The organism is Streptomyces sp. NPDC026377 (assembly GCF_055567715.1).
Window position 1 is genome coordinate 28,957 of the sequence record NZ_JBVHPV010000007.1, and the last position, 26,614, is coordinate 55,570.

At 73.4% G+C, this 26,614-nt stretch carries 30 protein-coding genes; 17 read left to right on the forward strand and 13 right to left on the reverse strand.

The window, feature by feature from the left end; all coding sequences use genetic code 11:
* Positions 1–6: 6 nt before the first annotated feature.
* Positions 7–912, forward strand: a complete 906-nt coding sequence (locus ACZ4MU_RS16530) for a LysR family transcriptional regulator (RefSeq protein WP_467876462.1) — start codon at positions 7–9, stop codon at positions 910–912.
* Positions 913–941: 29 nt separating this feature from the next.
* Here ACZ4MU_RS16530 and ACZ4MU_RS16535 read toward each other — a convergent pair whose 3' ends face one another.
* Positions 942–1,424: a pyridoxamine 5'-phosphate oxidase family protein gene (locus ACZ4MU_RS16535; protein ID WP_467876465.1), complete on the reverse strand. Its 483-nt coding sequence runs from the start codon at positions 1,422–1,424 to the stop codon at positions 942–944.
* A gap of 106 nt (positions 1,425–1,530) precedes the next feature.
* On the opposite strand from ACZ4MU_RS16535, the gene ACZ4MU_RS16540 reads away from it, so the two are divergent.
* Entirely contained in the window at positions 1,531–2,202 is a 672-nt protein-coding gene (locus ACZ4MU_RS16540) for a cysteine hydrolase family protein (RefSeq protein ID WP_467876468.1), read from the forward strand.
* A gap of 43 nt (positions 2,203–2,245) precedes the next feature.
* On the opposite strand, the gene ACZ4MU_RS16545 is transcribed toward ACZ4MU_RS16540, so the two are convergent.
* Together ACZ4MU_RS16545 and ACZ4MU_RS16550 are read right to left on the reverse strand one after the other, a co-directional pair.
* Complete coding sequence (locus ACZ4MU_RS16545) at positions 2,246–2,722, reverse strand: Rieske (2Fe-2S) protein (RefSeq protein WP_467876471.1); 477 nt, start codon at positions 2,720–2,722, stop codon at positions 2,246–2,248.
* Between the two features lie 67 nt (positions 2,723–2,789).
* Positions 2,790–4,895 carry a S9 family peptidase gene (locus ACZ4MU_RS16550; RefSeq protein WP_467876473.1) on the reverse strand — a complete coding sequence of 702 codons (2,106 nt, stop codon included), beginning with the start codon at positions 4,893–4,895 and terminating at the stop codon, positions 2,790–2,792.
* A 64-nt stretch (positions 4,896–4,959) separates the two neighbouring features.
* On the opposite strand from ACZ4MU_RS16550, the gene ACZ4MU_RS16555 reads away from it, so the two are divergent.
* The 6 genes from ACZ4MU_RS16555 (at position 4,960) to ACZ4MU_RS16580 (ending at position 10,595) form a co-directional block, all read left to right on the forward strand.
* Entirely contained in the window at positions 4,960–5,829 is an 870-nt protein-coding gene (locus tag ACZ4MU_RS16555; RefSeq protein WP_467876475.1) for a HipA family kinase, read from the forward strand.
* Positions 5,826–6,209, forward strand: a complete 384-nt coding sequence (locus ACZ4MU_RS16560) for a DUF3037 domain-containing protein (RefSeq protein WP_467876478.1) — start codon at positions 5,826–5,828, stop codon at positions 6,207–6,209. The genes ACZ4MU_RS16555 and ACZ4MU_RS16560 overlap by 4 nt, the downstream gene beginning before the upstream one ends.
* Before the next feature lie 256 nt (positions 6,210–6,465).
* Positions 6,466–7,227: a 3-oxoacyl-ACP reductase FabG gene (gene fabG / locus ACZ4MU_RS16565; RefSeq protein WP_467876481.1), complete on the forward strand. Its 762-nt coding sequence runs from the start codon at positions 6,466–6,468 to the stop codon at positions 7,225–7,227.
* 17 nt (positions 7,228–7,244) lie between these two features.
* Positions 7,245–8,012 (forward strand): SDR family oxidoreductase, encoded by a 768-nt coding sequence (locus tag ACZ4MU_RS16570; protein ID WP_467876483.1) that lies wholly within the window; start codon positions 7,245–7,247, stop codon positions 8,010–8,012.
* Positions 8,013–8,258: 246 nt separating this feature from the next.
* Positions 8,259–9,803 (forward strand): ABC transporter substrate-binding protein, encoded by a 1,545-nt coding sequence (locus tag ACZ4MU_RS16575; protein ID WP_467877193.1) that lies wholly within the window; start codon positions 8,259–8,261, stop codon positions 9,801–9,803.
* Positions 9,804–9,911: 108 nt separating this feature from the next.
* Positions 9,912–10,595 (forward strand): uracil-DNA glycosylase, encoded by a 684-nt coding sequence (locus ACZ4MU_RS16580; protein WP_467876486.1) that lies wholly within the window; start codon positions 9,912–9,914, stop codon positions 10,593–10,595.
* Positions 10,596–10,650: 55 nt separating this feature from the next.
* Here ACZ4MU_RS16580 and ACZ4MU_RS16585 read toward each other — a convergent pair whose 3' ends face one another.
* The 3 genes from ACZ4MU_RS16585 to ACZ4MU_RS16595 form a co-directional block, all read right to left on the reverse strand.
* Complete coding sequence (locus ACZ4MU_RS16585; protein WP_467876489.1) at positions 10,651–11,124, reverse strand: hypothetical protein; 474 nt, start codon at positions 11,122–11,124, stop codon at positions 10,651–10,653.
* A gap of 101 nt (positions 11,125–11,225) precedes the next feature.
* Positions 11,226–11,681: a hypothetical protein gene (locus ACZ4MU_RS16590; RefSeq protein WP_467876491.1), complete on the reverse strand. Its 456-nt coding sequence runs from the start codon at positions 11,679–11,681 to the stop codon at positions 11,226–11,228.
* Between the two features lie 108 nt (positions 11,682–11,789).
* Positions 11,790–12,311: a DinB family protein gene (locus tag ACZ4MU_RS16595; protein WP_467876493.1), complete on the reverse strand. Its 522-nt coding sequence runs from the start codon at positions 12,309–12,311 to the stop codon at positions 11,790–11,792.
* Between the two features lie 143 nt (positions 12,312–12,454).
* On the opposite strand from ACZ4MU_RS16595, the gene ACZ4MU_RS16600 reads away from it, so the two are divergent.
* Positions 12,455–13,360 (forward strand): Gfo/Idh/MocA family protein, encoded by a 906-nt coding sequence (locus ACZ4MU_RS16600; protein ID WP_467876494.1) that lies wholly within the window; start codon positions 12,455–12,457, stop codon positions 13,358–13,360.
* Here ACZ4MU_RS16600 and lnt read toward each other — a convergent pair.
* The 4 genes from lnt to ACZ4MU_RS16620 all read right to left on the reverse strand — a co-directional run bounded on the left by lnt (position 13,284) and on the right by ACZ4MU_RS16620 (position 17,612).
* Entirely contained in the window at positions 13,284–14,888 is a 1,605-nt protein-coding gene (gene lnt / locus ACZ4MU_RS16605; RefSeq protein WP_467876496.1) for an apolipoprotein N-acyltransferase, read from the reverse strand. The two genes, ACZ4MU_RS16600 and lnt, sit on opposite strands and share 77 nt — an antisense overlap.
* 150 nt (positions 14,889–15,038) lie before the next feature.
* The gene (locus tag ACZ4MU_RS16610; RefSeq protein WP_467876498.1) at positions 15,039–15,524 is read right to left on the reverse strand and encodes a nuclear transport factor 2 family protein; all 486 of its coding nucleotides are present in this window, start codon (positions 15,522–15,524) and stop codon (positions 15,039–15,041) included.
* Between the two features lie 320 nt (positions 15,525–15,844).
* Positions 15,845–16,723 (reverse strand): undecaprenyl-diphosphate phosphatase, encoded by an 879-nt coding sequence (locus ACZ4MU_RS16615; RefSeq protein WP_467876501.1) that lies wholly within the window; start codon positions 16,721–16,723, stop codon positions 15,845–15,847.
* A gap of 121 nt (positions 16,724–16,844) precedes the next feature.
* Entirely contained in the window at positions 16,845–17,612 is a 768-nt protein-coding gene (locus tag ACZ4MU_RS16620; protein WP_467876504.1) for a TVP38/TMEM64 family protein, read from the reverse strand.
* Between the two features lie 289 nt (positions 17,613–17,901).
* Here ACZ4MU_RS16620 and ACZ4MU_RS16625 point away from each other — a divergent pair, with 289 nt between their 5' ends.
* Both ACZ4MU_RS16625 and ACZ4MU_RS16630 read left to right on the forward strand, forming a co-directional pair.
* The gene (locus ACZ4MU_RS16625; RefSeq protein ID WP_467876507.1) at positions 17,902–18,741 is read left to right on the forward strand and encodes a patatin-like phospholipase family protein; all 840 of its coding nucleotides are present in this window, start codon (positions 17,902–17,904) and stop codon (positions 18,739–18,741) included.
* A 43-nt stretch (positions 18,742–18,784) separates the two neighbouring features.
* Positions 18,785–19,630 (forward strand): spermidine synthase, encoded by an 846-nt coding sequence (locus tag ACZ4MU_RS16630; protein ID WP_467876510.1) that lies wholly within the window; start codon positions 18,785–18,787, stop codon positions 19,628–19,630.
* Here ACZ4MU_RS16630 and ACZ4MU_RS16635 read toward each other — a convergent pair.
* Positions 19,592–20,911, reverse strand: a complete 1,320-nt coding sequence (locus ACZ4MU_RS16635) for an MFS transporter (RefSeq protein WP_467876513.1) — start codon at positions 20,909–20,911, stop codon at positions 19,592–19,594. The genes ACZ4MU_RS16630 and ACZ4MU_RS16635 overlap by 39 nt on opposite strands.
* Before the next feature lie 97 nt (positions 20,912–21,008).
* Positions 21,009–22,073, reverse strand: a complete 1,065-nt coding sequence (locus ACZ4MU_RS16640) for a DUF8017 domain-containing protein (protein ID WP_467876516.1) — start codon at positions 22,071–22,073, stop codon at positions 21,009–21,011.
* Between the two features lie 110 nt (positions 22,074–22,183).
* Between ACZ4MU_RS16640 and ACZ4MU_RS16645 the strand changes: the two genes are divergently transcribed.
* A complete protein-coding gene (locus tag ACZ4MU_RS16645; RefSeq protein ID WP_467877195.1) occupies positions 22,184–22,621 on the forward strand; it encodes a DUF4442 domain-containing protein in 438 nt (145 codons plus the stop codon).
* A gap of 157 nt (positions 22,622–22,778) precedes the next feature.
* On the forward strand, positions 22,779–23,435 hold the full coding sequence (locus tag ACZ4MU_RS16650; RefSeq protein ID WP_467876518.1) for a DedA family protein: 657 nt from the start codon (positions 22,779–22,781) through the stop codon (positions 23,433–23,435).
* A 29-nt stretch (positions 23,436–23,464) separates the two neighbouring features.
* Here ACZ4MU_RS16650 and ACZ4MU_RS16655 read toward each other — a convergent pair whose 3' ends face one another.
* Positions 23,465–23,911, reverse strand: coding sequence for an SRPBCC family protein (locus tag ACZ4MU_RS16655; protein WP_467876521.1), 447 nt, complete (start codon positions 23,909–23,911; stop codon positions 23,465–23,467).
* Positions 23,912–24,007: 96 nt separating this feature from the next.
* On the opposite strand from ACZ4MU_RS16655, the gene ACZ4MU_RS16660 reads away from it, so the two are divergent.
* The 4 genes from ACZ4MU_RS16660 to ACZ4MU_RS16675 all read left to right on the forward strand — a co-directional run bounded on the left by ACZ4MU_RS16660 (position 24,008) and on the right by ACZ4MU_RS16675 (position 26,614).
* The gene (locus ACZ4MU_RS16660; RefSeq protein ID WP_467876523.1) at positions 24,008–24,538 is read left to right on the forward strand and encodes a gamma carbonic anhydrase family protein; all 531 of its coding nucleotides are present in this window, start codon (positions 24,008–24,010) and stop codon (positions 24,536–24,538) included.
* A gap of 81 nt (positions 24,539–24,619) precedes the next feature.
* Positions 24,620–25,363, forward strand: coding sequence for an acyltransferase (locus ACZ4MU_RS16665; protein ID WP_467876526.1), 744 nt, complete (start codon positions 24,620–24,622; stop codon positions 25,361–25,363).
* A gap of 293 nt (positions 25,364–25,656) precedes the next feature.
* Positions 25,657–26,229, forward strand: a complete 573-nt coding sequence (locus tag ACZ4MU_RS16670; protein WP_467876529.1) for a helix-turn-helix domain-containing protein — start codon at positions 25,657–25,659, stop codon at positions 26,227–26,229.
* A 196-nt stretch (positions 26,230–26,425) separates the two neighbouring features.
* Positions 26,426–26,614 (forward strand): hypothetical protein, encoded by a 189-nt coding sequence (locus ACZ4MU_RS16675; RefSeq protein WP_467876531.1) that lies wholly within the window; start codon positions 26,426–26,428, stop codon positions 26,612–26,614.

Below are 26,614 nucleotides of genomic sequence, written 5' to 3' on the forward strand. Positions count from 1 at the left end.
TCTTATATGTTGAACCTGGAGCGTCTGCGGACCCTCGACGCGCTGGCCCGCCACGGCTCGGTGGGCGGCGCCGCCGACAATCTGCATGTGACGACCTCGGCCGTCTCCCAGCAGCTCGCCAAGCTGGAGCGGGAGGCGGGGCAGCCACTGCTCGCCAAGAACGGGCGCGGAGTCCGCCTCACCGACGCGGGGCGGCTCCTCGCCGAGCACGCCGCGCGGATCCTCTCCCAGGTCCAGGTCGCCCAGGCCGATCTGGAGGCCCAGCGCGGCCGGGTCGTGGGCGAGCTGCGGATCGCGGGCTTCGCCACCGCGGCGCGCGGCCTGTTCCCGGCGGCGCTCACCGCGCTGCGCGCCGACCACCCCCAGCTCCGCGTCCGCTCCGACGAGCTGGAGGCCGAGGACTCGGTGCGGGGCGTGCTGCTCGGCGACCTCGACCTCGCCGTCGTCCTGGACTGGTACAACAAGCCGCTGCCGCTGCCCGACGGGCTGGCGAAGCGGTCGGTCCTCGACGACTCGGCGGATGTGGCGATGCCGATGGGGCACCGGCTCGCGGGGCGCGACAGCGTGGACCTGGAGGAGTTCGCCTCGGACGAGTGGATCACCTGGCCCGAGGGCGAGTTCTGTCACGAGTGGCTGATGTTCACCCTGCGCGGCAAAGGGGTCGAGCCGCGCATCGGCCATGTGGCACGCGAGCACGCCACCCAGCTCGCCCTCGTCGAGGCCGGGCTCGGCGTGAGCGTCGCGCCCCGGCTCGGGCGGGGGCCGGTGCCCGCCGGGGTGCGGGTGGTGCCGGTGCGGGACGCGATGCGCCGGCATGTGTACGCGGTGTGGCGCGCGGACGCCGACCGGCGGCCCTCCATCCGCGCGGCCGTGGAGGCGCTGGCCGAGGCGGGGCGTGGCGTGACGGGCTGAGGCACCCGGGGCGCGCGGCCCCAGGTGCCTCACGTGCCCCCTGATCCCGGCAGCCCCAGCTTCCGGAAGTCCCACGACACGATCGTCTCCGGTGCCAGCCGGAGCCAGGCGTGCCGGCCGTCGTGGATCATCTCCTCCAGGCCGAAGTTCTTGCGCGCGAACTCCCGCTCCGGCCCGTCCAGTTCGGGGCACGGCTCGCCCGTGCGGGGTGTCTCGCCCACCGGCACCGCCCTGCCCCGCAGCTCGACGCCGCGCAGCTCTCCGTACGCCTCGCCGGAGTCCACCACCACCGCGATCCTGGGGTCCGCGCGCAGGTGCGCCCAGCGCAGGCTGCGGGTGATGGAGTACAGCCACAGGGCACCGCCGTCCCAGACGTACCAGAGCGCACCGACGTGCGGCTCGCCGTCGGGGGCCACCGTGGCGACCCGGCAGGTGCGCTGCTGGGCGAGGAACGCGTCGCGCTCCGCGTCCGTCATCATGATCCGGCGGCCCCGGCGCTGTGTGGCGGTCATCGGGCGGCTCCTCCCACGGGTCGGCCCGGCACTCCGAGCTGACTGAGTGTCAGAAATCATGGCGTGCCCTTCCCCCCGCGCGCAATGGCCGTTAGCCTCCGGCGCCATGGCGAGCAACGAGCGGGCGGACGCGCGCGGGCAACGGCTGGCCGGGGAACTGGACCCCGCCTCGACCGTGCTGATGACCGTGGAGTGCCAGCAGGGCGTCATCGGCCCCGACAGCGCGCTGCCCGAACTCGCCAAGGAGGCCCGCTCCTCCGGCGCCCTGCACAACATCGCCCGGCTCGTCGCCGCCGCGCACGAGACGGGCGTACAGGTCGTGCACGCCGTGGCCGAGCGCAGACCCGACGGGCGCGGCGCCTCCCGCAACGCCCGGCTCTTCCGGGCCGCCGAGCGTCTGCCCGTGCAGCAGTACGCGGGCTCGACGGCGGTACGGATCGCCGAGGGCATCGAGGTGGCGGACGAGGACCTCGTGGTCCGCAGACTGCACGGCCTCTCGCCGATCGCGGGCACGGACGTCGACCCGCTGCTGCGCAACCTCGGCTGCCGCACTCTCATCGTCAGTGGTGTCTCGGCCAACGTGGCGATTCCGAACGCGGTGTTCGACGCCGTCAACCTCGGCTACACCGCCGTGGTGGCGGCGGACGCGATCGCGGGGGTGCCCGCCGAGTACACCCCCGCGATGATCCGCAACACGCTGGCCCTGGTCGCCACGGTCGCCACCACCGACGCCATCCTGGACTGCCTCAAGGCACCGCGCCGGCCCCGGCGGACCTGAGAGCCTGTCTTTGACCACCACCGGGGCCGCGACGGGGGCGGGCTCACGCCAGCGTGATCGAGTCCCCCTCCACCTTGATCGGCTTCGCGGGGAGCGGCCGCGGTGCCGGGCCCGCGGTCACGCTTCCGGTCGCCGGGTCGAACTTGCTGCCGTGGCAGGGGCAGTTGATGGTGCCGCCGGTGACCTCCTTCACCATGCAGCCCTGGTGCGTGCAGGTGGCGGAGAACGCCTTGAAGGTGCCCGCCGTCGGCTGGGTCACCACCACGCCCTGATCGGGGAAGACCTTGCCGCCGCCCTGCGGGATGTCGGCGGTCTTCGCCAGCACCCCGCCGCCCGCGGCCCCGGCGCCGCCTTTGCCGGCCGTGCCGCCGGTCCCGGCGTCACCGGAGGATTTGGCGGCACCGGACGAGTCCGAGTCGCCGCAGGCGGCGAGCGCGGCGGCGAGCCCGACACCGCCGACCGCCGCGACGACGGTACGGCGGGCCGGGCCCGGCCCGGACGGAAGCGCTTGGGTGCTCATACTGGCTTTCCCTTCACCTTGCTACAGGGGGCTGCGTGAAGGGATACGGTCCGGCGCGGCCGGCTGTTCACGCGCCCAGGGATTTCTTCAGGAACTCCAGATCCAGCCACAGCAGGGTGTCGGCCACACCCTCCGCGGTGACCATATGGCTCTGCCCCGCCAGCGGAAGCACGTCGTGCGGTCTGCCCGCCGCGAGCAGCGCCTGCGAGAACCGCAGCAGGTGTGCGGGCACCACATTGTCGTCCGCCATCCCATGGACGAGCTTCAGGGGCCGGGTCAGCTTGTGCGCGTGCGCGACCAGCGAGCAGCGCTCGTAGTTCTCCGGCTGCACGTCCGGGTGGCCGAGATACCGCTCCTTCCAGTGGGTGTCGTAGAGGGAGAGGTCCGTCGGGGCCGCGCCCGCCACGGCCGCGTGGAACACATCCGGCCGGTGCAGCACGGCTGCCGCGGCCAGGTACCCCCCGAACGACCAGCCCCGGATGCCCACCCGCCCGGTGTCGAGGTCGGGGAAGCGCTCGGCGGCCGCCCGCAGCGCGTCGATCTGGTCCTCCAGGACCGGGGTGAGCTGGTCGCCGTGGATGCTGGTGCGCCACGCCTCGCCGCGGCCCGGGGTGCCGCGCCCGTCGACGGAGAGGACCGCGAAGCCCTGCTCGGCGAACCACTGGTTGACCGCGTGGTGCCAGGCGCCGGTCCGTACGACGGTCTGCGTGCCAGGGCCTCCGTACGAATGGACCACCACGGGCAGCCGGGCCGTGCCCTCGCGGTGCCAGGACGGCAGATAGAGCGCGGTGCGCAGCTCGCGTGCGCCCAGGGAGAGGAAGAGCGGCGCCGGTGTCACCAGCGGCCGCTCGCTCAGCACGCCGATCCGGCCCACCGGCCTGCCCTCGCGCAGGACGGTGACGGTGTGGTCGTGCGGGGTGCGGCTGTCGAGGACGAGGGTGCCGCCGCCGACGACCGCCGTGTGCACCCCGGGCTCCTCGGTGAGCCGGGTGCAGCCGGAGCCCGGGGCGTACGCCCAGACGTGGGTCTCGGTCGGCTCGTCGCTCGCGGTGAAGTAGACCGTGTCGCCCGCCGAGCCGAGGATCGCGCGCACCTCCAGACCGGGCGGGAGGCCGCCCCAGGGCCGGAGCGCGGAACGGGCCGGCGCGAAGGCGCCGGGAAGGAACTCCAGCCAGTGCCGGTCATGGTGGCGCTCCATCACCTCGGTCGCGCCGCTCACCGGGTCGATGGCGAGGCCGTAGGCGGTGCGCTGGTCCCGGGTCTGCACGGTGGCGAACGGGCCCGCCGCGTCCCAGCCGCCCTCCACCAGGTACTCGAAGGCCGGGTCGGTCCAGGCGCCCGGCGGGTGCGAGGCCGGGTCCGCCGAGCGGGGCGGCCGCACCGCGACCCGCTGGCCGTCGACGCGGACGACGACCAGCGACACCACCGCGTTGGCCGTGCCCGCCGCCGGATACGCCAGCACCCGCGGCGGCTCCGCCGGTTGGGAGGGGTCGCTCAGATACCAGCGCTGCACGGGTGAGTCGTCCACGCGCGCGACGAGGAGCGCCGAGCCGTCCGGGGACCACCAGGAGCTGCGGGCACGGCCGATGGACTCGGCCGAGACGTGGTCGGTCAGCCCGTAGGAGATCTCCGGGCCCTCCGGCGCGAGCAGCCGCCGGTCGCCGGTGCCGTCGGTCCCTACGACGTGCAGGGCGCGTTCGGTCACGTACGAGACGAGCGTGCCGTCCGGGGACAGCCGCGGGTCGACGGCCGGGCCCGCCGTGGGCACAGGGCGCGGGGCGCTCCCGTCCGTCCCGGCCAGCCAGAGCGCGCCGGAGAGGGCGAAGACCACGGTACGGACGGCCGCGTCGGTGGCGTACGCGACGATCCCGCCGCCGCTCTCGCGCGCCCGCTCCCGGCGGATCAGCTCCGCCTGCGGCACCTCGCCCGGATCACCGAGCGCGCGCGGGTCGACCAGGACCTTCTCCTCGCCGTCCTCGAACAGCCACAGCGAGCCGAGTGGCGAACGCCCGTCGGCGGTACGGACGAACAGCACCCGTTCGCCGTCGGGGGAGACGGTGATGTTCTTCGGCGCTCCGAGCGAGAAGCGCCTGGTGCGGGCGAACTGGAGGGGGAAGTCCTCGGCCGCCCGCGGCCGGGCGGTCTTCTCCTGGGTGTTCTCTTCCACGGGCATGGCGAAGCGTCCCTTCGGGGTCTGAGTGATCGAACAGTCGCATCCGCGCCAGTAGCCTGGCCGGATGCTCAATGAAGTGACAGCGACCCGCTATGTCACGCCCTTGCGTGAGGGCGGCTCGCTCCCGGGGATCGTCGAGGCCGACGATCTCGGTACGTACGTCATGAAGTTCACCGGCGCGGGACAGGGCCGCAAGACCCTGGTGGCGGAGGTGATCTGCGGAGAGCTGGCCCGACGGCTGGCCCTGCGCGTACCCGAACTGGTCGCCATTCAGCTCGACCCCGTGATCGGGCTCTCCGAGCCGGACCAGGAGGTGCAGGAGCTGCTGAAGGCGAGCGGCGGGCTGAATCTCGGAATGGACTACTTGCCCGGTTCGATCGGGTTCGACCCGCTCGCCTACCAGGTGAGCCCCGCCGAGGCGGGCCGGGTCGTCTGGTTCGACGCGTTGATCAACAACGTCGACCGTTCGTGGCGGAACCCTAACATGCTGGTGTGGCACGGTGATCTCTGGCTCATCGACCACGGCGCCACGATGATCTGGCACCACAACTGGCCGGGCGCGTCCGCCTCGGCAGCCAAGCCCTACAACGCCTCGGACCACGCCCTCGCCCCGTTCGGCCCCGATGTGGCCTCGGCCGCCGCCGCGTTGGCGCCCCTGGTGACGGAGGAGCTGCTGGCCGAGGTCACCGCGCTGGTGCCCGACGAGTGGCTGGTGGACGAGCCCGGCTTCGAGACGGCCCAAGCGCTGCGCCGGGCGTATGCGGAGCCGCTGCTGGCGCGCGCCGCCGACATCCACGAGCGGATCACGCTGGACGCGCCCGCCAGGGCCACCCCCTCGCGGGCGCCCGGCTGGCTCACCGACCACCTCAAGCCGTGGCCGCACCCCACCAGGAACAGCGAGACCGGACAGCCCGGCAAGAAGGACGGCAAGTGAGCGACCGCGATGTCTTCGAGTACGCGCTGCTGCGCGTGGTGCCGCGCGTCGAGCGCGGGGAGTGCTTCAACGCCGGGGTGCTGGTGTACTGCCGGGCCAGGTCCTTCGTCGCGGCCCGTACGCATCTGGACGAGGCCAAGCTGAGGGCGCTCGACCCGCGGGCGGACGTCGTCGGGGTGCGGGCGGCGCTGCGGGCGGTCGAGGGGGTCTGCGGAGGCGGCGCGTCGGCCGGGCAGGCGGCGGGCGACGACCCCGGGCGGCGCTTCCGCTGGCTGATCGCGCCGCGCTCGACGGTCGTCCAGCCCGGCCCGGTGCACACCGGGCTCACCGCGGACCCGGCGGCGGAGACCGAGCGGCTGCTCGACCTGCTGGTGCGCTGACGCCCGGCCACAAGCGCGCGGTTGCGTCCGGGGGCCGTGCGTGGCCGGTCGCGCGGCTCCCCGCGCCCCCCCGCGGGGCGCGGAGCCGCAGCGACTCGGAGGCCTTGGCGCCAGCCGCGCGGGTGTGACCTTCACCCGACGGGATCCGTGTGCCGTTGACACCGGGTGCCAGGGCTTCTAGCGTCTCGTCTGCTGAAGCTACTAAGCGGTTGCTCAGGGACGAGGAGCCGCGGATCCCCAGGGCGAGGAGAACAGCATGTCCACCACCGAGCAGCGGGTAGCCATCGTGACCGGGGCGGCCCGGGGCATTGGCGCCGCGACCGCCGTCCGGCTCGCGGCCGAGGGCCGCGCGGTCGCCGTACTCGACCTCGACGAGGCGGCCTGCAAGGACACCGTCGAGAAGATCACGGCGGCGGGCGGCAGGGCGATCGCCGTCGGCTGCGACGTCTCCGACAGCGCCCGGGTCGAGGCCGCCGTGGCGCGCGTCGCCGCCGAGCTCGGGGCGCCCACCATCCTCGTCAACAACGCGGGCGTGCTCCGCGACAACCTGCTCTTCAAGATGAGCGAGTCCGACTGGGACACCGTGATGAACGTGCACCTCAAGGGCGCGTTCCTGATGGCCAAGGCCGTCCAGAAGCACATGGTCGACGCCGGCTGGGGCCGTATCGTCTCGCTCTCCTCGTCCTCCGCGCTCGGCAACCGCGGCCAGGCCAACTACTCCGCCGTCAAGGCGGGCCTCCAGGGCTTCACCAAGACCCTGGCCAAGGAGCTCGGCAAGTTCGGCGTGACCGCCAACGCCGTCGCCCCCGGCTTCATCGTCACGGAGATGACCGCGCAGACCGCCGCCCGGGTCGGCATGGGCTTCGAGGACTTCCAGGCCGCGGCCGCCACCCAGATCCCCGTGCAGCGCGTCGGCTTCCCCGAGGACATCGCCAACGCCATCGCCTTCTTCACCGGCGACGACGCCGGCTTCGTCTCCGGCCAGGTGCTGTACGTGGCCGGCGGACCCCTCAACTGAAGCCGGGAGAACAGATCATGACGGACACTCAGCTCCCGGAGCTCTCCGGACGGGTCGCCCTGGTCACCGGCGCGAGCCGGGGCATCGGCTACGGCGTCGCCGAGGCGCTGGTCGCCCGTGGCGACCGCGTCTGCATCACCGGCCGCGGCGAGGACGCCCTCAAGGAGGCCGTCGAGCGGCTCGGCGCGGACCGGGTCATCGGCGTCGCCGGCAAGGCCCACGACGAGGCGCACCAGGGCGTCGCGGTGGAGCGCGCCATGGAGGCCTTCGGCCGGATCGACTTCCTGGTCAACAACGCGGGCACCAACCCGGTCTACTCGCCGATGGCCGAGCTCGACCTGAACGTGGCGCGCAAGGTCTTCGAGACCAATGTGATCTCCGCGCTCGGCTTCGCCCAGCAGACCTGGAAGGCCTGGCAGAAGGAGAACGGCGGCGCGATCGTCAACATCGCCTCCGTCGCGGGCCTGGCCCCCTCGCCCTTCATCGGCGCGTACGGGATGAGCAAGGCGGCCATGGTCAACCTGACCCTCCAGCTGGCGCACGAGTTCGCGCCGGACGTGCGGGTCAACGCGATCGCCCCGGCGGTGGTCAAGACCAAGTTCGCCCAGGCGCTCTACGAGGGCCGCGAGGAGGAGGCGGCCGCCGCCTACCCCCTCAAGCGCCTCGGGGTGCCCTCGGACATCGGGGGAGCGGTGGCCTTCCTCACCTCCGAGCAGTCCGCCTGGGTGACCGGGCAGACGCTGGTGGTCGACGGCGGGCTCTTCCTCGGCGCGGGCGTGCACTGACGTCCCGCGCGCGGGGGCCCCGCGCACGCGCGCGGCGGCGCCCACGCGCGCGTGTCCGGAGTAGGGTGATCTTCATACCGGTGAGTAGCGTTCCGGTTTGCCCCTTGTTGCGCCAAGTGCCCCGTTCGGTCCACCAGTTGACCGGGCGGGGCGCTGCGGTATGGTCTGCCGACCCATGGCTGAACGAGGAGCGTGCACGTGTTCAACCGGACCATATGCCTGCGCACCACCGCGGCCCTTGCGTCCATGTCGTCGTTGGCCCTGCTGAGCGGCTGCGGGCTGCTCTCCGGCAGCGGTTCGGAGACCGAGCAGACGATCAGGGTCGGCACGGTGAGCGAGCCCAGCACCCTCGATCCGGCCGCGTCCTGGGACGGCTCCTGGGAGCTGTTCCGCAACGTCTTCCAGACGCTCCTGTCGTTCCCGACCGGCAGCAACACGCCCCAGCCGGACGCGGCGGAGAGCTGCCGGTTCAAGGACGTCGGCAGCCGTACGTACCAGTGCACCCTCCGCAAGGGCCTGGTCTTCTCCAACGGGGACAAGATCGACGCGGCGGCGGTGAAGTACTCGATCGACCGCATCGTGAAGATCAATGTGAAGGCGGGCCCCAAGGGCCTGCTCACCAGCCTGGACCGGGTGACCGCCGACGACGAGCGGACCGTCACCTTCCATCTGAACAAGCCGGACGCCACGTTCCCCTTCGTGCTGGGCGCACCGGCCATGTCCATCGTGGACCCCGGGGCCTACCCGGCGAACGAGCTGCGCGACGACGGCGGGCTCACCGGCTCCGGCCCGTACACCCTGGAGTCCTACCGGGCGGGCGACCGGGCCGAGCTGAAGAAGAACCCCCACTACGCGGGGTTCGCGCAGCTCAAGAACGACGCGGTCTCGATCCGCTACTTCAAGGACTCCGGCGCCATGGTGGACTCCCTCAAGAAGAAGCAGATCGACGTCACCTACCGGGGCCTGACCGCCGACGAGGTCGTGGACGTCCAGAACGAGAAGACCGCGGGCAAGCCGCTCCAGATGGTCGAGACGGTCGGCACCGAGATCCGCTTCCTGGTCTTCAACCCCAAGGACCCGCTCGCCGCCAACCCTGCCGTGCGCCGGGCCGTCGCCCAGCTCGTCGACCGCGACGCGCTGGTGGCCAAGGTCTACAAGGGCACGGCCGAGCCGCTGTACTCGATGGTGCCCAAGGGTGTGGCCGGGCACACCGTGAGCTTCTTCGACTCCTTCGGCGCCCCCAGCGTCCCCAAGGCCAAGGGCATCCTGCGCCGCGCCGGGATCACCGATCCGGTGCCGCTGAGCCTGTGGTACACCACCGACCGCTACGGCTCCTCCACGGCGCTGGAGTTCGCCGAGATCAAGCGGCAGCTGGAGGCCTCCGGGCTGTTCCGGGTCACCTTGCGCAACCGCCCCTGGAAGGCGTACACGCAGGGGATGCAGGACGGGGAGTTCCCCGTCTTCGGGCGCGGCTGGTTCCCGGACTTCCCGGACCCGGACAACTTCATCGCGCCCTTCGTCGGCAAGGAGAACGCGGTCGGCACCCCGTACGAGCCCCAGGAGATCGTCGACCAGCTGATCCCGCAGACGCGCGAGGTCTCCGACCGCGGCGCGGTCAGCAAGAAGTTCGAGCGGGCCCAGGACGTGCTCTCCGACGACGTGCGGCTGCTGCCGCTGTGGCAGGGCAAGCTCTATGTGGCCGCCAGCGACGACATCGCGGGCGGCGAGCGTGCCATCGACCCCCAGACGGTCATGTGCATGTGGGAGCTGCACCGCAAGACCAGCTGGTAGGAGGCCCGGCGCGACGGGCGCGGCGGGCTTTGTCAGTGGCGACCGGTAGGTTTTTCGGTAACTCGCACCGCAGGTGCGGGAACCGGACACCCCACGGAGGTTGTTGACGTGACCGACATCGCCATGCTGCCCGAGTCCTGGCGCGGCGTCCTCGGCGAGGAGCTCCAGAAGCCGTACTTCAAGGAGCTCACCGACTTCATCGAGGAGGAGCGGGCGAAGGGTCCCGTCTACCCGCCGCGCGAGGAGGTCTTCGCCGCCCTGGAGGCGACTCCGTACGAGCAGGTGAAGGTCCTGGTCCTCGGCCAGGACCCGTACCACGGCCCCGGCCAGGGCCACGGGCTGTGCTTCTCGGTGCGGCCGGGCGTCAGGACACCCCCGTCGCTGCGGAACATCTACAAGGAGATGCACGAGGAGCTCGGCCACCCGGTGCCGGACAACGGCTATCTGATGCCCTGGGCCCAGCAGGGCGTCCTGCTGCTCAACGCGGTGCTGACCGTGCGCGAGGGCGAGGCCAACTCCCACAAGGGCAAGGGCTGGGAGAAGTTCACCGACGCGGTGATCCGCGCGGTCGCCACCCGCCCGGACCCGGCGGTCTTCGTGCTCTGGGGGAACTACGCGCAGAAGAAGCTCCCCCTCATCGACGAGGAGCGGCACACCGTGGTGAAGGGCGCCCACCCCTCGCCGCTGTCGGCCAAGCGGTTCTTCGGCTCGCGGCCCTTCACCCAGATCAACGAGGCGGTCGCGGCGCAGGGGCACGAGCCCATCGACTGGCGCATCCCCGACCTGGGCTGACCCCCCTGGGGCCCGCCCGTGCGACGGACCTCGCGGTCGCCCGGCTGCGAGCGGCTCAGGCGCCTTCGAGCCGCTGCTCCAGCCGGTCGAGGGCGGCGCGGATCCCGTTTCCGTACGCGTCGTCCGCCAGCGCGTCCAGGGCGGTGTGCGCGCGGTCCAGATGGAGGCGGGCGGCGTCCGGGCGGTGCAGCTTCACATAGTCCGCCGCCAGGTTCAGATGGAGCGAGGGGTAGAAGGCGCGGACCGCGAGCGAGGCGTGGTGCGCGTCGAGCCGGTCCTGGCCCAGCGCGTCGGCCGCCGCCAACGCCCGCAGGTCCCAGGCCAGTTCGTCGCCCGCGTCGTCCTGCGCGTCCGCCATGTAGTGCGCCAGCGTGCAGCGGTGCAGCGGGTCGCCGTGCTCGCCGATCTCGGCCCAGATGACACCGAAGCGGTTGCGCGCCTCCTCCCGGTCGCCGCCGTGCAGGAGCATCAGCGCCTGCCCGATCCGGGTCATGACGACGTCCTCCGACGCCTCCTGCTGCTCCACCACTGCGGCCTCCGCGAGCCTGTCGTACGCATCCCGTCGCCTCGACGCTAGCCGCCCGCGCCGACAATCGGGCTGAGGCTCCGGCGCGGCCCCCTGGCCTGTCGCTACTCGCCGTAGGCCCCCTCGCAGATGCGTGCCTGCGGACTGTCCGCCCGCCAGCCGCCCAGCGACCGGCCCAGGTCGCACACGTCGTCCCCGATGAAGGGCGCAGGAGTCGGCACCCGGGGTACGGCCGGATGCGGCGCGGAACGCGGGTGGCGCGGATGCGGGTGAGGATGCGGCGCCGGCGGATGGGCGCGGGGGCGCGGGACGGGCGCGGGGGCCGGGTGCGCGGCGGGGGTCCGGGGCGCCGGGTCGGGCGGCAGTGCCGCCTCCAGCGCCTCGCGGACGGGAGCCTGGACGACCTGGGGCCGCACGTTCCGGTCGGCCCGCGCGCTCGTCCCCGGGCCCGGCGTCGGGGGCGCCCCCGCGGCGGGGCCCTGCTCGACGCTGACACATCCGGAAACGGCCAGGGCGGCCATCCCGGCGAGGAGCCTGACTGCGGTACGGGTTCGGTGCACCCGCTCAACTCTGCTGGGTGCGAGGGCCGTTGCGCGCGTGTGCGGGCCGGGATTGGCCCGCACGAGTGACGGCGCGCGGTGACGCCGCGGGCGCCGGAGCGCCCCGGCTCAGTCGCCGGTGGCGCCGTCGACGCCCTCGCGCAGCAGATCGGCGTGGCCGTTGTGGCGCGCGTACTCCTCGATCATGTGGGTGTAGATCCAGCGCAGGCTGAAGTGCTGTCCGCCCCGCGAGGTGCCGGTGCTCAGCTCGTCCAGGGCGTGGCCCTCGGCGTGGGCGCGGGACTTGGCGATCTCGCCGCGCCAGGTGGCGAGCGCCTCCTCGAAGGTGTCCTCGGGGCCGACGTGGAAGTCGCCGTCCGGGTCCTCGTCGGTGAAGAAGTGCGGCGCGCCCTCCTCGCCGGCGAAGACATTGTTGAACCAGTGCTGTTCGACCTCAGCCATGTGCCGTACCAGACCCATCAGGGTCAGCCCGGAGGGCGGCATCGAGGCGGACCTGAGCTGTTCGTCGGTGAGCCCCGCGCACTTCAGGGCGAGGGTCTCGCGGTGGTACTCCAGCCAGCCCACGAGCATCGTCTGCTCGTCGGCGTCGAGGGCGGGCTCCTGGCGTTCGGGCGTCTCGGTCGTCGTCATGGCGGCCATCCTCACGGATCATCACCGCGACCGCCACGGGTTATCGCCACCGGCCCGGTCCGCCGCGCCGGTCGGCCGTGCCCGGGCCCACGTATGCTGACCAGGCAAGGAAGCAGGATCCAAGGACGGCGACAGGAGACTTCGTGAAGGTCGGCTGCATCGGACTCGGGGACATCGCGCAGAAGGCCTATCTGCCGGTCCTGACCGCCCTGCCGGGGACGGAGCTGCATCTGCAGACCCGCACCCCCGCCACCCTGACGCGGGTCGCCGACACCCACCACCTCCCGCTCGCCCAGCGCCACACCGAACTCGACGCGCTCCTCGCCCAGGGCCTGGACGCGGCCTTCGTGCACGCGCCGACCGCCGTGCACCCGGCGATCGTGACCCGGCTGCTCGAAGCGGGCGTACCGACCTACGTCGACAAGCCGCTGGCGTACGAACTCGCCGACTCCCAGCGGCTCGTGGAGCTCGCCGAGGAGCGCGGGGTGAGCCTGGCCGTCGGCTTCAACCGGCGCCTCGCCCCCGGCTACGCGCAGTGCGCCGAGCATCCCCGCGAGCTGATCCTGATGCAGAAGAACCGCGTCGGGCTCCCGGAGGACCCGCGCACCCTGGTCCTGGACGACTTCATCCACGTGGTGGACACCCTGCGCTTCCTGGCCCCGGGACCCGTCGAGCACACGGTGGTGCGGGCCCGGGTCCGCGCGGGCCTGATGGAGCACGTCGTCCTCCAGCTCTCCGGCGACGGCTTCACCGCCATCGGCACCATGAACCGGCTCAACGGCTCCACCGAGGAGATCCTGGAGGTCTCCGGACAGGACACCAAGCGGCAGGTGCTGAACCTGGCCGACGTCGTCGACCACAAGGGCCAGCCGACCGTGCGCCGGCGCGGCGACTGGGTGCCGGTGGCCCGCCAGCGCGGCATCGAGCAGGCCGTGCGCTCCTTCCTCGACGCCGTCCGGGCGGGCAAGCTCCTCAGTGCACGGGACGCTCTTGCGACGCACGAGCTGTGCGAGCGGGTGGTACGGGAGGCTCTGGAGCAGGCCTCCTGAACGAGCGCCGCCCGATCAGGGCGCCGTACGCGGCGACGACGAGGAGCGCCGTGTACACCGCCCAGTCGCCGAACCGGAGGTAGAGCGTGCTGCCCTCGGCGAGCGGCACGTCGTAGACGGCGGCGGTGCTGCGCTCGGTGCCGAGCCAGTGGCCGATCCGCTCGCCGTCCGGGCCGTACACCGCGCTGATCCCGGTGAGGGTGGCGTGCACGGCCGGGCGGCCCGTCTCGGCGGCGCGCAGCGCGGCGAGCGAGGCGTGCTGCGCGGGCGCCCAGCTGTGCTGGAACGACGAGGTCGAGGACTGGGCGATGACCACCCGGGCGCCCTCGCGCACCAGATGGCGGCTCATGTCGGGGAACGCCGACTCGAAGCAGACCAGCGGGCCGATCCGCAGCCCGTCCGGCAGCGTCATCACCACAGGCGTCGTCCCCCGGCGCCGGTCCTCGCCCGCGGCCTTGCCGACGGAGGTGGCCCAGCCGAGCAGCGAACGGGCCGGGATGTACTCGCCGAACGGCACCAGCCGCATCTTGTCGTAGCGGTCGCCGGTCGGCCCGTCCGGTCCGACCAGGACCGAGCTCTTGAAGATGCCGGGCCGGTCGGCGCGGCGGGCGTCCACGTTCACCAGGATGTCCGCGCCCACCGCCCGCGAGAGCGAGGCGATCCTGGCCGCGAGGTCCGGCCGGGCCGTCAGGTCCGAGCCGACGCTGCTCTCGCCCCACACCACCAGGTCCACGTCCCGGCCCGCCAGCGACCGGGTCAGGCTCTCGCTGCGGGCGAAGCGGGCGTCGGGGCCCTCGATGACACCCGGCTGCACGACGGCGATCCGCGTGCGGCCCGCCTTCTCCGGGCGGGGCGCCCAGGCCCACACGGACCCGACGGCGACGGCAGCCGCGAGGAGCGCGGCCACCACCGGCGTGCGGGCCGGGCGGGAGACGAGCAGCACCGTCACCGCGACGTTGACGGCGACCACCACGAGGCTCACCAGCCAGACCCCGCCGGCCGAGGCGAGGCGCAGGGCCATCGGCACCTGCCACTGGCTGGAGCCGAGCACCCCCCACGGGCCGCCCAAGCCCTGCCAGGAGCGGACCAGTTCCACCATCAGCCAGCCGCAGGGCAGCACCGCGAGGGCGGCCGTGGCGCGGCGCGGCGAGGGCTCGCCCGCTCCGGGGCCGCCGAGCAGGGAGCGCACGAGGACGCCCCAGGGCGCCCACAGCAGCCCGAGGAGGGCCGCCAGGACGACGATGAAGACCGTCAGGCTCGGCATCAGCCAGTGGTGCACCGCCAGCATGAACCCGGTGCCGCCCAGCCAGCCGTCGAGCGCGGCCCGCCGCCCGTCGCGCGCCGACCGGATCAGCAGCAGCCACGGCACGAGCGCGACGTAAGCGAACCACCACAGGCCCGGCGCCGGGAACGCCAGCGCCGGGAGCGCCCCGGCGAGCACCGCCGCCGCGCCCCGCCACCACGGCGACATCCTCACCAGGTGGCGCGGTCCCGTGAGACGGTCCCGCACTCCGGCCGGTACTCGCATGCGGCGCTCTCCTCGCTCCGCCCGTGAGCGGCGTTGCCGCCCGGGCGCCTGTCCTGGTGTGTCCTTCAGTGTGCGGCACCCGGGGGGTCGCGCCCACCGGGGCCGTACACGCCGGGCAAGTCTGCCCCCGCCGCGCTCCCGTACGCCCGCTCACCGGCCGGCGAGCGCCCCCGAGACATGCCGCCACTTCTCGTGCACGGTCACCTCGCGCAGCCGCCAGCCCGCGTCGGTGCGCAGCAGCCCGAAGTCGTACCGGCCGCCGGAGAAGAAGTTCGGCTCCCCCGGCTCACCGCCGCCGTTCGCCCCGGCGTCGAACCGCATCGGGTTGAGGTAGTCGGCCCGCACCCGGGCCCGGTCGCCGGGGTAGCCGCCGAGGTCCTGGAGGGTGAGCAGCCGGTTGACGATCAGATGCTGGCGGACGGGGAAGAGCCGCATCGTCTCCGCGAGCCAGGCCGCGACCTCGGCCGCCGGCCCCTCCGTCCCGCCCGCCGCGCGGTAGTCGGCGCGTCCGTCCGGTGTGAACAGCTCCCCGTACGCGGACCAGTCGGCGTCGTCGACGGCGGCCGCGTAGCCGGTGACGATCTCATCGATGGCGAGCCGGTCCATCACGGTCGAGAGTTCCACACGCTGGGTCATCGCCACAGTGTCGGGCAGCGGGCGCGAGGGGCCAAGAGCCCCGGCGTCCGCCGGTCCGGCCGGACCCGCTCTTGTGGGTGCTCGGCGCCGCGTGCTGCCCGTGGGCGCCATGACCGTACCCAGCGAAACCGCCGGTCCCGCCGTCCGCAGTGAACGCGCCGGGCCACTGATCGAACAGAAGGGCCTGTCCGAGCCGGAGGCGCTGCGGAACGAACTCGCGCACGGCCCGCGGTCGCTGGAGCGGGCGGCGGAGGGGGCGGCCGGTTCGCGGGGGCGGGGCGGCACGGGTCCTTCGGGGAGTGAGGCGGCCCGGCCCTGCGTCAGCCGCCCGCGATCTCGCCCGCGTGCGGGCTGAGGGTGCCGGCGGCGATCAGGGCGAAGAGGGCCAGGCCCAGCAGGATCCGGTAGACGACGAACGGCATGAAGCTCTTGCTGGAGATGAACTTCATGAACCACGCGATGACGACATATCCGACACCGAAGGCGACCACCGTGGCGAAGAGCGTCTCGGCCATCGGGGCCTGGCCCTCGCCGCCCGCGTCCTTCAGCTCGAAGACACCGGACGCCAGGACCGCCGGGATGGCGAGCAGGAAGGAGTAGCGGGCGGCGGACTCGCGCGTGTAACCCATCAGCAGACCGCCGCTGATGGTGGCGCCCGAGCGGGAGACGCCCGGGATCAGGGCCATGGCCTGGCACATTCCGTAGACCAGACCGTCCCTGACGCTCAGGTCCTGAAGCGACTTGCGCTCCTTGACCGCGCGGTGGCGCCCGCCCGCCTCGTCCCGCGCGGCGCGGCGGTCGGCGATGCCGAGGACGACGCCCATCACGACCAGCGTCGTGGCGATGACCCGCAGATCGCGGAAGGTGGTGTCGATCTGGTCCTTGAGGACGATGCCGAGCACCCCGATCGGGATCGAGCCCACGATCACCAGCCAGCCCATCCGGGCGTCCGGGTCGGAGCGCATCCGCCGGTCGGTGAGCGAGCGGAACCAGGCCCCGACGATCCGGACGATGTCCTTGCGGAAGTAGATGAGGACGGCCGTCTCGGTGCCGATCTGCGTGATGGCGGTGAACGCCGGCCCCGGGTCCTGCCAGTCGGCGAAGGCCGCGGTGAGGCGGAGGTGCGCGCTGGAGGAGATCGGCAGGAACTCCGTCAGCCCCTGGACGAGCCCGAGGATGAACGATTCGAACCAAGACATGGGGCGAGGGCCATCCCGGATGCTGAAGACGGTTGCGGGCACGACGATCCGACAGCCGGTACGACCATATGATCGGTGGCCCGGTCGCAGGGCAGCGTACAGGCCGCAGATGAAGCGGGAGTTATGCGGTCCTGTCGGGCGCGGGCTCCCCGGCGCCCTCGGCCGCCCGCGGCTCCGGCGCCGCCGTCCGCCCGGCCAGCCGGTGCCGCTTGCGCCACGCCACCGCCGCCGCGCCCAGGCCCGACACCCCGATGAACGCCATCGCGACCAGGAACACCGGGGAGGTAGGGGAGGCGGCCCGGCTGCCCGCGACCACGTACGCCGCCGTGTTGGGCACCGAGCCGAGCCCCGTGGCGAGCAGGAACGGCAGCCAGCCCATCCGGGAGACGGCCGCGCAGTAGTTGGCCGCGGCGAACGGCACCCCCGGGAAGAGGCGGATCGCCAGCATCGAGCGGAAGCCGTGCCGGCTGAGCTGGCCGTCCGCCGCCTTCAGCCAGCGGCCCCGCAGGAGCGGACGGAGCGCGTCCTGGCCGAGCACCCGGCCGAGCCCGAAGGAGATCCCGGCGCCCAGCACCGTCCCGGCGAGCGCGGACGGCAGCCCGGCCTGCGAGCCGAAGACCGCGCCGGCCGCCAGGTTGAGCAGGGGGCGCGGTACGAAGGCGGCGGTGCACAGGCCGTACGCCACCCCGAACAGCACGACCGCCGCGCCTCCGCCGAGCCGGTGCGGCAGGCCGTCGGCGAGCAGCCGCTGCGGCTCCAGGAGCAGCACGGTCGTGGCGGCGGCCGCGAGCACCAGCACCAGCAGGGCGAGGCGCGACCAGGGCGAGAGCAGGACCCTGGTGCAGCGCGCGGCGAGCCCTGCGGACGGGCGGACGGCGTCGTCGAGCATCCGGGGAGACTAACCGACGCGGGCAGTGATCGCCGTAACGGGCGTCGCGTCACGGCCTGTACGCGAGCGGTCGCGCCCCTGCCGGGGATGCCCGGCCGCCGGAATCCGGGCGGTGCGGACCGCCGGACCACGGCCGTGGCCGCCGTCGGTCGCGGGACGGTCGAACGGCCGCGCCCGCCCCCGCCGAGCGCGGCACGGTCACCGTCCTCCTCCGAGCGGCGATCATCCGGACCCCTCCCCTCCGCCCCCCGGGGGAGACGCGCCCCGGGAGTTCCGTCATGCTTCCCGCATGACGGACACGGCACTGGTGCTCGGCGCGGGCGGGATCACCGGCGTGGGCTGGGAGATCGGCATGCTGTACGGGCTCGCCGAGGCGGGCGTCGACGTGAGCGGCGCCGAACTGGTGGTCGGCAGCTCGGCGGGCTCGGTGGTCGCCGCGCAGATCACCTCGGGGCGGATCGGACTGCGCCAACTCTACGAGCGGCAGCTCGCCCCGCCGGACGGCGAGATCCCGGCCCAGCTCGGCCCGGCCGCCCTCCTCCGTTTCGCCCGCGCGGCGCTGACCTCCCGCACGCCGGAGGAGTACGGCAGGAAGCTGGGCCGGATGGCGCTCGCCCGGGGCGCGGGCCAGGAGGCGGCCCGGCGCAAGGTGATCGCCGGACGGCTGGTCGCCCACGAGTGGCCGGAGCGGCGGCTGGCGATCACCGCGGTCGCGTCCGACAGCGGCGAACTGCGGGTCTTCGACCGGGAGAGCGGGGTGGGGCTGGTGGACGCGGTCGCCGCCAGCTGCGCGGTGCCCGGGGTGTGGCCCGCCGTCACCATCGAGGGCCGCCGCTGGATCGACGGGGGAGCGCACTCCCCGGCCAACGCCCAGCTCGCCGCCGGCTACGACCGGGTGCTGGTCCTCGCGCCGCTCGCGCTCGGCGGCGGCCCGCTGGACTCGCCGCGCACCCAGGTGGCCAGGCTGGTCGGCGCGGGCGCGCGCGTGGAGCTCATCACCCCCGGGCCCGCCGCCCGCCGCGCCTTCGGCCGCAACTCCCTCGAACCCGCCCGCCGCGCCCCGGCCGCCCGCGCCGGCCGCGCCCAGGCGGCGGTCCACGCGGAGGCCGTGGCCGGGCTCTGGGCCTAGCGGGCCGTCGGGGGCCCGGGTGGCGTCGGCGCACAATGGGACGGTGAACGAGCCGATACCGGTCAGCCGGACCGTGGACTGGGGCACCGCCAAGCTCATGCCCGACGTGGACCGGGAGCGCGCCTGGCTGCTCACCGTGAACGGGGCGCCGCAGTCCTACGTCGACCTCGACGACCCGACGTACATCGAGTTCGAGTACGCCCGCAGGCTCGCCCATGTCGTCGACTGCGCGGGCGAGCCGGGCGCGCCGCTCGACGCGCTCCACCTCGGCGGGGGCGCGCTCACCCTGCCCCGCTATCTGGCGGCGACCCGGCCGGGCTCACGCCAGGACGTGGTGGAGGCCGACCGGGGACTGCTCGCCCTGGTCACCGAGCATCTGCCGGTCCCCGGCGGCAGCGGCATCCGGGTGCACGCGGCCGACGCCCGCGCCTGGGCCGAGGCCGCCCCGGCGGACTCGGCCGATCTGCTCCTCGCGGACGTGTTCGGCGGCTCCCGGGTGCCCGCGCACCTCACCTCGGTCGAGTACGCGCGCGTCGCCGAGCGGGTGCTGCGCCCCGGCGGGCTCTACGCGGCCAACCTCGCCGACGGCCGCCCCTTCGACTTCCTCCGCCCCCAGCTGGCCACCTTCCGGGCCGTGTTCGAGGAGGTGGCGCTGATCGCGGAGCCGTCGGTGCTGCGCGGGCGGCGGTTCGGCAACGTGGTGCTGCTCGCCTCGCACGCCCCGCTGCCACTGGCCCCGCTCGCCCGGCTCACCGCCGGGGACGCCTTCCCTGCCCGGGTCGCGCACGGCGACGCGCTGCGGCGGTTCACCCGGGGCGCCGCGCCCGTACCGGACAGCGAGGCGAAGCCCTCACCCGAGCCCCCCGAGGGGGCGTTCGGCATCGGCTGAGACGGTGGCGACCGCCGCCCGGGGCGCCTCCGCCGGGCCGGTCACCGGTGTGGTGCGGCGGGTGAGGTTGCGGACGTCCGGGACGGTGAGCACCGCGGCGGTCAGGACCACGATCACCGCCGCGCAGCCCCACAGCGCGGAGGTCCGGCCGAAGGCGGTCTCGGCGGGGCCCGCGAGGGCGGTGGCCAGCGGCACCACGGCGAGCGAGCCCAGCCAGTCGTACGCCGAGACCCGCGACAGTTTCTCCTCCGGTATCTCCTGGTGCATCGCGGTCATCCAGGAGACACCGAACACCTCGATCGACACACCGGTCACGAACATCACCGCGACCAGCACCCCGATCGGCACCGGCACGGCCAGCGCGGCCGAGGGCAGTGCGAGCGGGAAGACGCAGAGCGAACCGGCGAACAGCAGCCGGCGCGGCTTCCAGCGCGTCATCACCAGGGCGCCGCCGACCGTACCCGCGCCGAACGCGGCGAGTGCCAGGCCCCACGGCCCGGGCCCGCCCAGGTGGTCGCGGGCGACCAGCGGCCCGTACACCGCGTCGGCGGCCACCACCACGGCGTTGACGACCGAGAACTGCGCCACGATCGCCCACAGCCAGGGGCGGCCGGTGAACTCCCGCCAGCCGTCGCGCAGATCGGCCAGCATCCCGCCGCCGGGCGCGCGCGGCGGGAGGTGGCGCACGTCGATGAAGGCGCGCAGCGCGCCCGCGACGGCGAAGGCGGCCGCGTCGACCGCGAGCACCCAGCCGGGTCCTACGGCGGCGATCAGCGCCCCGCCGAGCGCGGCGCCGCCGATACCCGCGCCCTGCATGGCCATCCGGTACAGCGCGAAGGCCCGCCCGGCCTCCTCGCCCTGCACGCTGGACATCAGCATGCCCTCGGAGGCGGGGCCGAAGAACGCCTGGCCCACACCGCCGAGGGCGCTGAGCGCCAGCATCTGCCAGAGCGCGGGGGTGCCGGTCAGGACGAGGAGCGCGAAGGCGCCCTGGGAGAGGAAGTTGAGGGTGTTGGCGGCGACCATCACCCGGTGCCGGGGTATCCGGTCCGCCAATGCCCCGCCGACGAGCAGGAAGAGGACGAGCGGTACGGTGCGGGCCGCCGCCACCAGACCCACGTCGCCGCCGTCGCCGCCCGACTGGAGCACCGCGAACGCCGAGGCGATGAGCGCGCCCTGGCTGCCCAGGTTGGTCACGATCGCGGCGGCGGTCAGCAGGGAGTAGTTGCGGCCCGCCCAGGTGGGGCGGCGGAAACGGGAAGCGGCGGCGGCAGATGTCACCTGGGGACTATCGCCGCCGCCGCCTCGAAGTGCCAAACCGTTTCGCCGTGCCGTGCCGTGCGCGGTGCCGGGGGTGTCACCGCGCGACGACGGGACGTCAGCCGGTGGGCGCCGCGGCGAGGCGGACCGTGCTGAGGATCTTCTGGATGGTCGCCTCGTCCACCGCGCCGCTGACGCCGGTGGCCGAGTACAGGCTCCAGGCGACGAAGTCGCCCTTGGCGTTCTTGAACCCGAAGGTGATCGCCTGGCCGTCGGTGTCGCACTTGCTGGTCTTCTTGACCCCGGTCGCCGACGCGCGGGCGACACTGCCCACGATGCCCGACTTCGTGGTGTACGGGACGGGCTTGGTGGTCTTGATGATGTTCTTGTCCGGCTGGGTGTACGCGCCGTACACCCACCACGGCACCTGGTTCCCGGCCACCTCGTCGGTGTTCTTGGCGCCGTTGGCGCCCTTGGTGCCGGTGCCCGCGAGCTCGGTGTCCTCGGTGTTGCCGTCGTGGTTGGAGTCCTCGGTGCACCACTTGGGCTTGTAGTACGCGGGCGCCGACTGCATGATGATCGGCTTCCCGGTCGGGTTGGCGTGGTCCTCGAAGCCGCCGGCCCACGAGGGGCCCTTGAACTCCCAGTCCGACGGGACGTCGAAGGCCGTGCCCCACTTGGGGTTCACGATGACCTTCCAGCCCTCGATGGTCGGCTTCATGTCCTCCGTGGAGCCGCCGCGCGGGTTGGGCTGGGCGGCGGGGGAGGAGGGCTGCGCCGGGGCGGAGGAGCTCTTGGACGGCTGGTCGGCGGCCTTGTCGTCCTTCTTGCCGTCGTCCTTCATCACCACGACGCCGGTGACGACCGCCGCGACCACGACCGCGGTCGCCGCGACGATGGCGATCAGGGTCGTCCTCTTCTTGCCGCCGTCGCCGTTCTGCGGCGGCATCGGCGGTCCGGGCGGCGCCCCCACCGGGTACTGCGGCACGGTCGGCTGCTGGTACGGGTTGGGCTGCTGCGGATAGCCGTATCCCGGCTGCTGGTAGCCGCCGACCGCGGGCTGCGCGGGCTGTGTCGGCTGCTGGTACGGATTGGGTGCCTGATACCCCGGCTGCTGGTACGGGTTCCGGTCAGGGTCCTGCGGATTCTGCTCGCCCCCGGGCGGCTGCTGTCCTTGCCACATGGCGAGTAACCATAGAGGGGCCCGGGGGCCCCTCCAACGGCCGCCCCTGTGAGGGGATGGTCAAGGTCTACTACTCACGGGTAACATCCGACGGCATGAGCGCTGATCAGATGTCCGTCGGCGAGATGCTCGCCGCGACCGTTCCCATGGCCAGGACCCTCAAGCTGGAGTTCCTGGAGACCACCCCCGAGCGGGCCGTGGTCCGGCTGCCCGACCAGGCCGAATACCACAACCATGTGGGCGGACCGCACGCCGGCGCGATGTTCACCCTGGCCGAGTCCGCCAGCGGCGCCATCGTGATCGCCGCCTTCGGCGACCAGATGAACCGCGCCGTGCCGCTCGCCGTCAAGGCGGAGATCGGCTACAAGAAGCTCGCCATGGGCGTGGTCACCGCCACCGCCACTCTGGGCCGTCCGATCGCGGAGGTCGTCGCGGAGCTGGACGCGGGACAGCGTCCCGAGTTCCCGGTCGCCATCGAGATCACCCGCGAGGACGGCGCCGTCACCGGCGAGATGACCGTCGTGTGGACCCTGCGCCCCAACGGCTGACCCACCCCCTCACCGTTCGCGCCGAGCAGGCGGGCGCCCGCCCGCTCGGCGCGGGTTCCGGCACGCCGTCGGCGCGAGAGGAGCAGGTAGGCTGCCCGGGGTGCGCCAGGGGGGCGCACGCCGGGCGTCGGCCCGTCGCGATCGGGAGGAACGGGCGTTGCACATCCAGGAGTGGCTGGAGAACATCCCCGCCGTCAGTGTCTACCTCCTGGTGGGGCTGGTCATCGGCTTGGAGAGCCTCGGCATCCCGCTGCCGGGCGAGATCGTCCTCGTCAGCTCCGCGCTGCTGGCGTCCCAGGAGGGTCACATCAACCCGGTGATCCTCGGCGCCGCCGCCGTGGCCGGCGCGGTCATCGGCGACTCGATCGGCTACGCGATCGGCCGCAAGGGCGGCCGGCCGCTGCTCGCCTGGCTCGGCGCCAGGTTCCCGCGCCACTTCAGCGAGGGCCATGTCGCCATGGCCGAGAAGTCCTTCAAGAAGTGGGGCATGTGGGCCGTCTTCTTCGGCCGCTTCATCGCGCTGCTGCGCATCTTCGCGGGCCCGCTGGCCGGTGTACTGCACATGCCGTACTGGAAGTTCCTCATCGCCAACGTCCTGGGCGGCATCTGCTGGGCGGGCGGCACCACGGCCGCGATCTATTACATCGGCGTGGTCGCCGAGTCCTGGCTGAAGAACTTCTCGTACGTGGGGCTTGGCGTAGCGGCCGTGCTGGGCGTGGTCTCGATGCTGGTCGTCAAGAACCGCGCCAAGAAGGCCTCGGCCGAGCTGGAGACGGCCGCCGCCCCGGCCGAGAACGTGTCCGCCGCGGAGTGAACCGCCCGCCCGCCGGGTGAGCGGCCCGGTCAGCGCCCGAGGATCTTCGTCAGCGCGCGGCCGAAGACCAGCCGCCCGGCCCGGGCGGTCAGTGTGTCGAGCGCGCGCGGCAGCCGCCGCACCCGCAGGTCCTCGCGCCACACCACCAGCGCCCCGGCCCCGGAGCCCGGCGGGCCCGGACGCACCTCGATCTCGGCCCAGCCGGTGACCGCCCGCCCGCGCTTCTCCAGTCGGCAGCGGCCCGGCCGTCCCTCCGCGGGCGGCCGCCACACCACGACCTCCATGGGGTCCTCGAACGCCAGGCGCCCCCGGCCGGTGCGCGCCACGAAGACCGTGCCGACGCCGGTGGGACCGGGCGTGGTGACGGTGATCCGGGTCAGCGGGACGGTGCCCGAGTGGCGTGGCCAGTCGGTGAGCCGCCGCCACACCTCGGCGGGGCCCGCCTCCGTGGCCCGTTCGATCCGGAAGAGTGCCATCCCAGGAGCCTACGGGCCACCCGGGCGCACGTCCCGGCGACCCGTCGCCTACCGTGCCCCTGGGTGCGACGGGATCCGTACGAAAAGGGGTGGCGCATGGCGGAGCAGGCGTTGGTCGTGGCAGTGGGCGGCAAGGAACCGCATGTCGATCCGGCGGCGTTCACCGCCCCGACCTCGGTGGTGCTCGGCGAGGTGACCCTGGGCGCGGGGGCGAGCGTCTGGTACCACACGGTGCTGCGGGCCGACTGCGGTCCCATCGTGGTCGGCGCCGACAGCAACATCCAGGACAACTGCACGGTCCACGTCGACCCCGGCTTCCCGGTGAGGGTCGGCGAGCGCGTCTCGGTCGGGCACAACGCGGTGCTGCACGGCTGCACGGTCGAGGACGACGTGCTCGTCGGCATGGGCGCGACCGTCCTCAACGGGGCCGTGATCGGCGCCGGTTCGCTGGTCGCCGCGCAGGCGCTGGTGCCCCAGGGCATGGTGGTACCGCCCGGTTCGCTGGTCGCGGGCGTGCCAGCCCGGGTCAGGCGCGAGCTCACCGAGGAGGAGCGCGAGGGCCTCAAGGTCAACGCGCTGATGTACGTGGGCCTGGCCCGGGACCACCGCGCGGCGCACGGCGGCTGACCGCCGCCGAGGTCCGGCCTGAGCGGAAGATCACAGGTCCCGGCGCCGACCGGCGCGGTCGGCGGTGAGTACCGTGTGCGGGTGCCGAAGAACAGAAACACGTTCTCCTCGCTGGCCGCCTGGCGCCGCCGGCTGGCCGCGGGCGCGGTCCAGCGCGGCTGGCAGTGGGTGCAGCAGGCCGGAGCGGTCACCGCCGAGCACCCCGGGCGGCTGCGGTTCCGCCGGATCGGCGCCGGGACCCGGCTCGCCTTCCCGCAGGGCACCGTCTTCGGCGAGCCGTGGATCGAGCTGGGCGACCATTGCATCATCGGCGAACAGGTCACGCTGACGGCCGGGATGATGCCGGGCCTCGACCTCGGCGCCGAGCCGATCCTCACTCTCGGGGACGGCGTGGTGCTCGGCCGGGGCAGCCATGTCATCGCGGACACCACGGTGACCATCGGCTCGAACACGTACTGCGGCCCGTACGTCTACATCACCTCCACCAACCACAGCTACGACGACCCCCACCAGCCCGTGGGCAAGCAGTGGCCCCGGATGGAGCCCGTGGAGATCGGGCCGGGCTGCTGGCTGGGCACCGGCGCCGTGGTGCTGCCGGGCGCCCGGCTCGGCCGCAACGTGGTCGTCGCGGCGGGCGCGGTGGTCCGGGGCGAGGTACCCGACCACGCGGTGGTGGCCGGGGCGCCCGCCCGGGTCGTACGGACGTGGGACCGGGAGAACGGCTGGCAGCCGCCGCTGCGCACGCCCGCCCCGGTGCCGATCCCCGAGGGGGTCACCCCGCAGCAGCTGCTCGCGGTCGCGGAGCTGGCGGCCGACGAGGCGTAGGGGGCCGCGGCCCGCGGTCTCGTCGGTCCCGGGCGCCGGGCCGTCGCGGGGTCGGCCCGTGGCCGGCAGCAACGTGCCCACCAGGGGGACGCGCCGGGTGGGCAGCCCGCCGCCGAAGCCGGCCGGCCCCCACGGCAGGCTGGTGGCCAGGGCGAAGAGTGCCGTCATGAGAGTGCGTCGCAGTACAGTGCGGTGAACGGTCCGGTGCGGCGGACCGTAGTTCACTATACTGAACCTGTCATTCAAAATATTGTCCGGCTGCCTTGGGGGCGGCCCCCCATGATGGACGGAATGTGTCGGACCTCGATCTGCTGACCCAGTCCCTGGCCCGCAACGTCAAGCGCAGGCGCGCCGAGCGCGGCCTCACCCTGGAGGCGCTCGCCACCCGCGCGGGAGTCAGCCGCGGCATGCTCATCCAGATCGAGCAGGCCCGGACCAACCCCAGCGTCGGCACCGTGGTGAAGATCGCCGACGCGCTAGGGGTGAGCATCACGACCCTGCTCGACTACGAGAGCGGCCCCAGCGTACGGATCGTCCCGCCGGACCAGGCCGTTCGCCTCTGGTCCACGGAGGGGGGAAGCTCCAGCACCCTGCTCGCGGGCGCCGAGGCCCCCGGGCCGCTGGAGATGTGGCGGTGGCACCTGATGCCCGGCGAGGGCAGCGCCTCCGACCCGCACCCGGCCGGCACCTTCGAGCTCATCCATGTCAGCGAGGGCACCCTCACCCTCGTCGTGGACGGCGTCGAACACCCCGTCCCGGCGGGCCACTCGGCCTCCTTCGAGGCCGCCACCGGCCACACCTACCGCAACGACGGCACCGAGCCGGTGGAGATGACCATGGCGATCTCCGTGCCCTTCGAGCGCTGACCCCGGTGCCCCTGGTGCCCAAGGGCACTCCGGGGCGTACCACCGGGTCCGGCCGGGTGGCGCGAACCGGCCATCCCTGCGCGGGAGTCGGACGGATCGGCGCGGTCCTGTGCGAGAGTGGCCGATGCGGGGGAAGACAAGTGCGGAGAGGGTGAGCACCCTCCCGCATCCAGGCACGCCCGCCGGTGGGGGATTCATGGGACATCTCGTCACGGCCGCCGAACGACCTTGTCCGGCGCCCGACCGTCAGGGCCGTGAAAGGCCATCACTGCACACACAGGCCGCCCAGGCACGCGGCGGGGACCTCCCCGTGGCGATCCAGCGCCTGATCGCCGCCGAGAACGCCTCGACGGTTCCGGTAGCCGCCTTCCAGTCGGCGCTCTAG

What these genes read in the sequence shown, in the direction of transcription:
- ACZ4MU_RS16595 (WP_467876493.1), bottom strand. Translation starts at nt 12,311, where the DNA reads ATGACGACGACCGAGACGCCCGAACGCCAGGAGCCCGCCCTCGACGCC.
- ACZ4MU_RS16620 (WP_467876504.1), bottom strand. Translation starts at nt 17,612, where the DNA reads ATGCTCGACGACGCCGTCCGCCCGTCCGCAGGGCTCGCCGCGCGCTGC.
- ACZ4MU_RS16675 (WP_467876531.1), top strand. Translation starts at nt 26,426, where the DNA reads ATGGGACATCTCGTCACGGCCGCCGAACGACCTTGTCCGGCGCCCGAC.
- ACZ4MU_RS16640 (WP_467876516.1), bottom strand. Translation starts at nt 22,073, where the DNA reads ATGTGGCAAGGACAGCAGCCGCCCGGGGGCGAGCAGAATCCGCAGGAC.
- ACZ4MU_RS16550 (WP_467876473.1), bottom strand. Translation starts at nt 4,895, where the DNA reads ATGCCCGTGGAAGAGAACACCCAGGAGAAGACCGCCCGGCCGCGGGCG.
- ACZ4MU_RS16660 (WP_467876523.1), top strand. Translation starts at nt 24,008, where the DNA reads ATGGCGGAGCAGGCGTTGGTCGTGGCAGTGGGCGGCAAGGAACCGCAT.
- ACZ4MU_RS16555 (WP_467876475.1), top strand. Translation starts at nt 4,960, where the DNA reads ATGCTCAATGAAGTGACAGCGACCCGCTATGTCACGCCCTTGCGTGAG.
- ACZ4MU_RS16570 (WP_467876483.1), top strand. Translation starts at nt 7,245, where the DNA reads ATGACGGACACTCAGCTCCCGGAGCTCTCCGGACGGGTCGCCCTGGTC.
- fabG (WP_467876481.1), top strand. Translation starts at nt 6,466, where the DNA reads ATGTCCACCACCGAGCAGCGGGTAGCCATCGTGACCGGGGCGGCCCGG.
- ACZ4MU_RS16535 (WP_467876465.1), bottom strand. Translation starts at nt 1,424, where the DNA reads ATGACCGCCACACAGCGCCGGGGCCGCCGGATCATGATGACGGACGCG.
- ACZ4MU_RS16615 (WP_467876501.1), bottom strand. Translation starts at nt 16,723, where the DNA reads ATGTCTTGGTTCGAATCGTTCATCCTCGGGCTCGTCCAGGGGCTGACG.
- ACZ4MU_RS16540 (WP_467876468.1), top strand. Translation starts at nt 1,531, where the DNA reads ATGGCGAGCAACGAGCGGGCGGACGCGCGCGGGCAACGGCTGGCCGGG.
- ACZ4MU_RS16625 (WP_467876507.1), top strand. Translation starts at nt 17,902, where the DNA reads ATGACGGACACGGCACTGGTGCTCGGCGCGGGCGGGATCACCGGCGTG.
- ACZ4MU_RS16575 (WP_467877193.1), top strand. Translation starts at nt 8,259, where the DNA reads ATGTCGTCGTTGGCCCTGCTGAGCGGCTGCGGGCTGCTCTCCGGCAGC.
- ACZ4MU_RS16610 (WP_467876498.1), bottom strand. Translation starts at nt 15,524, where the DNA reads ATGACCCAGCGTGTGGAACTCTCGACCGTGATGGACCGGCTCGCCATC.
- lnt (WP_467876496.1), bottom strand. Translation starts at nt 14,888, where the DNA reads ATGCGAGTACCGGCCGGAGTGCGGGACCGTCTCACGGGACCGCGCCAC.
- ACZ4MU_RS16545 (WP_467876471.1), bottom strand. Translation starts at nt 2,722, where the DNA reads ATGAGCACCCAAGCGCTTCCGTCCGGGCCGGGCCCGGCCCGCCGTACC.
- ACZ4MU_RS16655 (WP_467876521.1), bottom strand. Translation starts at nt 23,911, where the DNA reads ATGGCACTCTTCCGGATCGAACGGGCCACGGAGGCGGGCCCCGCCGAG.
- ACZ4MU_RS16530 (WP_467876462.1), top strand. Translation starts at nt 7, where the DNA reads ATGTTGAACCTGGAGCGTCTGCGGACCCTCGACGCGCTGGCCCGCCAC.
- ACZ4MU_RS16645 (WP_467877195.1), top strand. Translation starts at nt 22,184, where the DNA reads ATGTCCGTCGGCGAGATGCTCGCCGCGACCGTTCCCATGGCCAGGACC.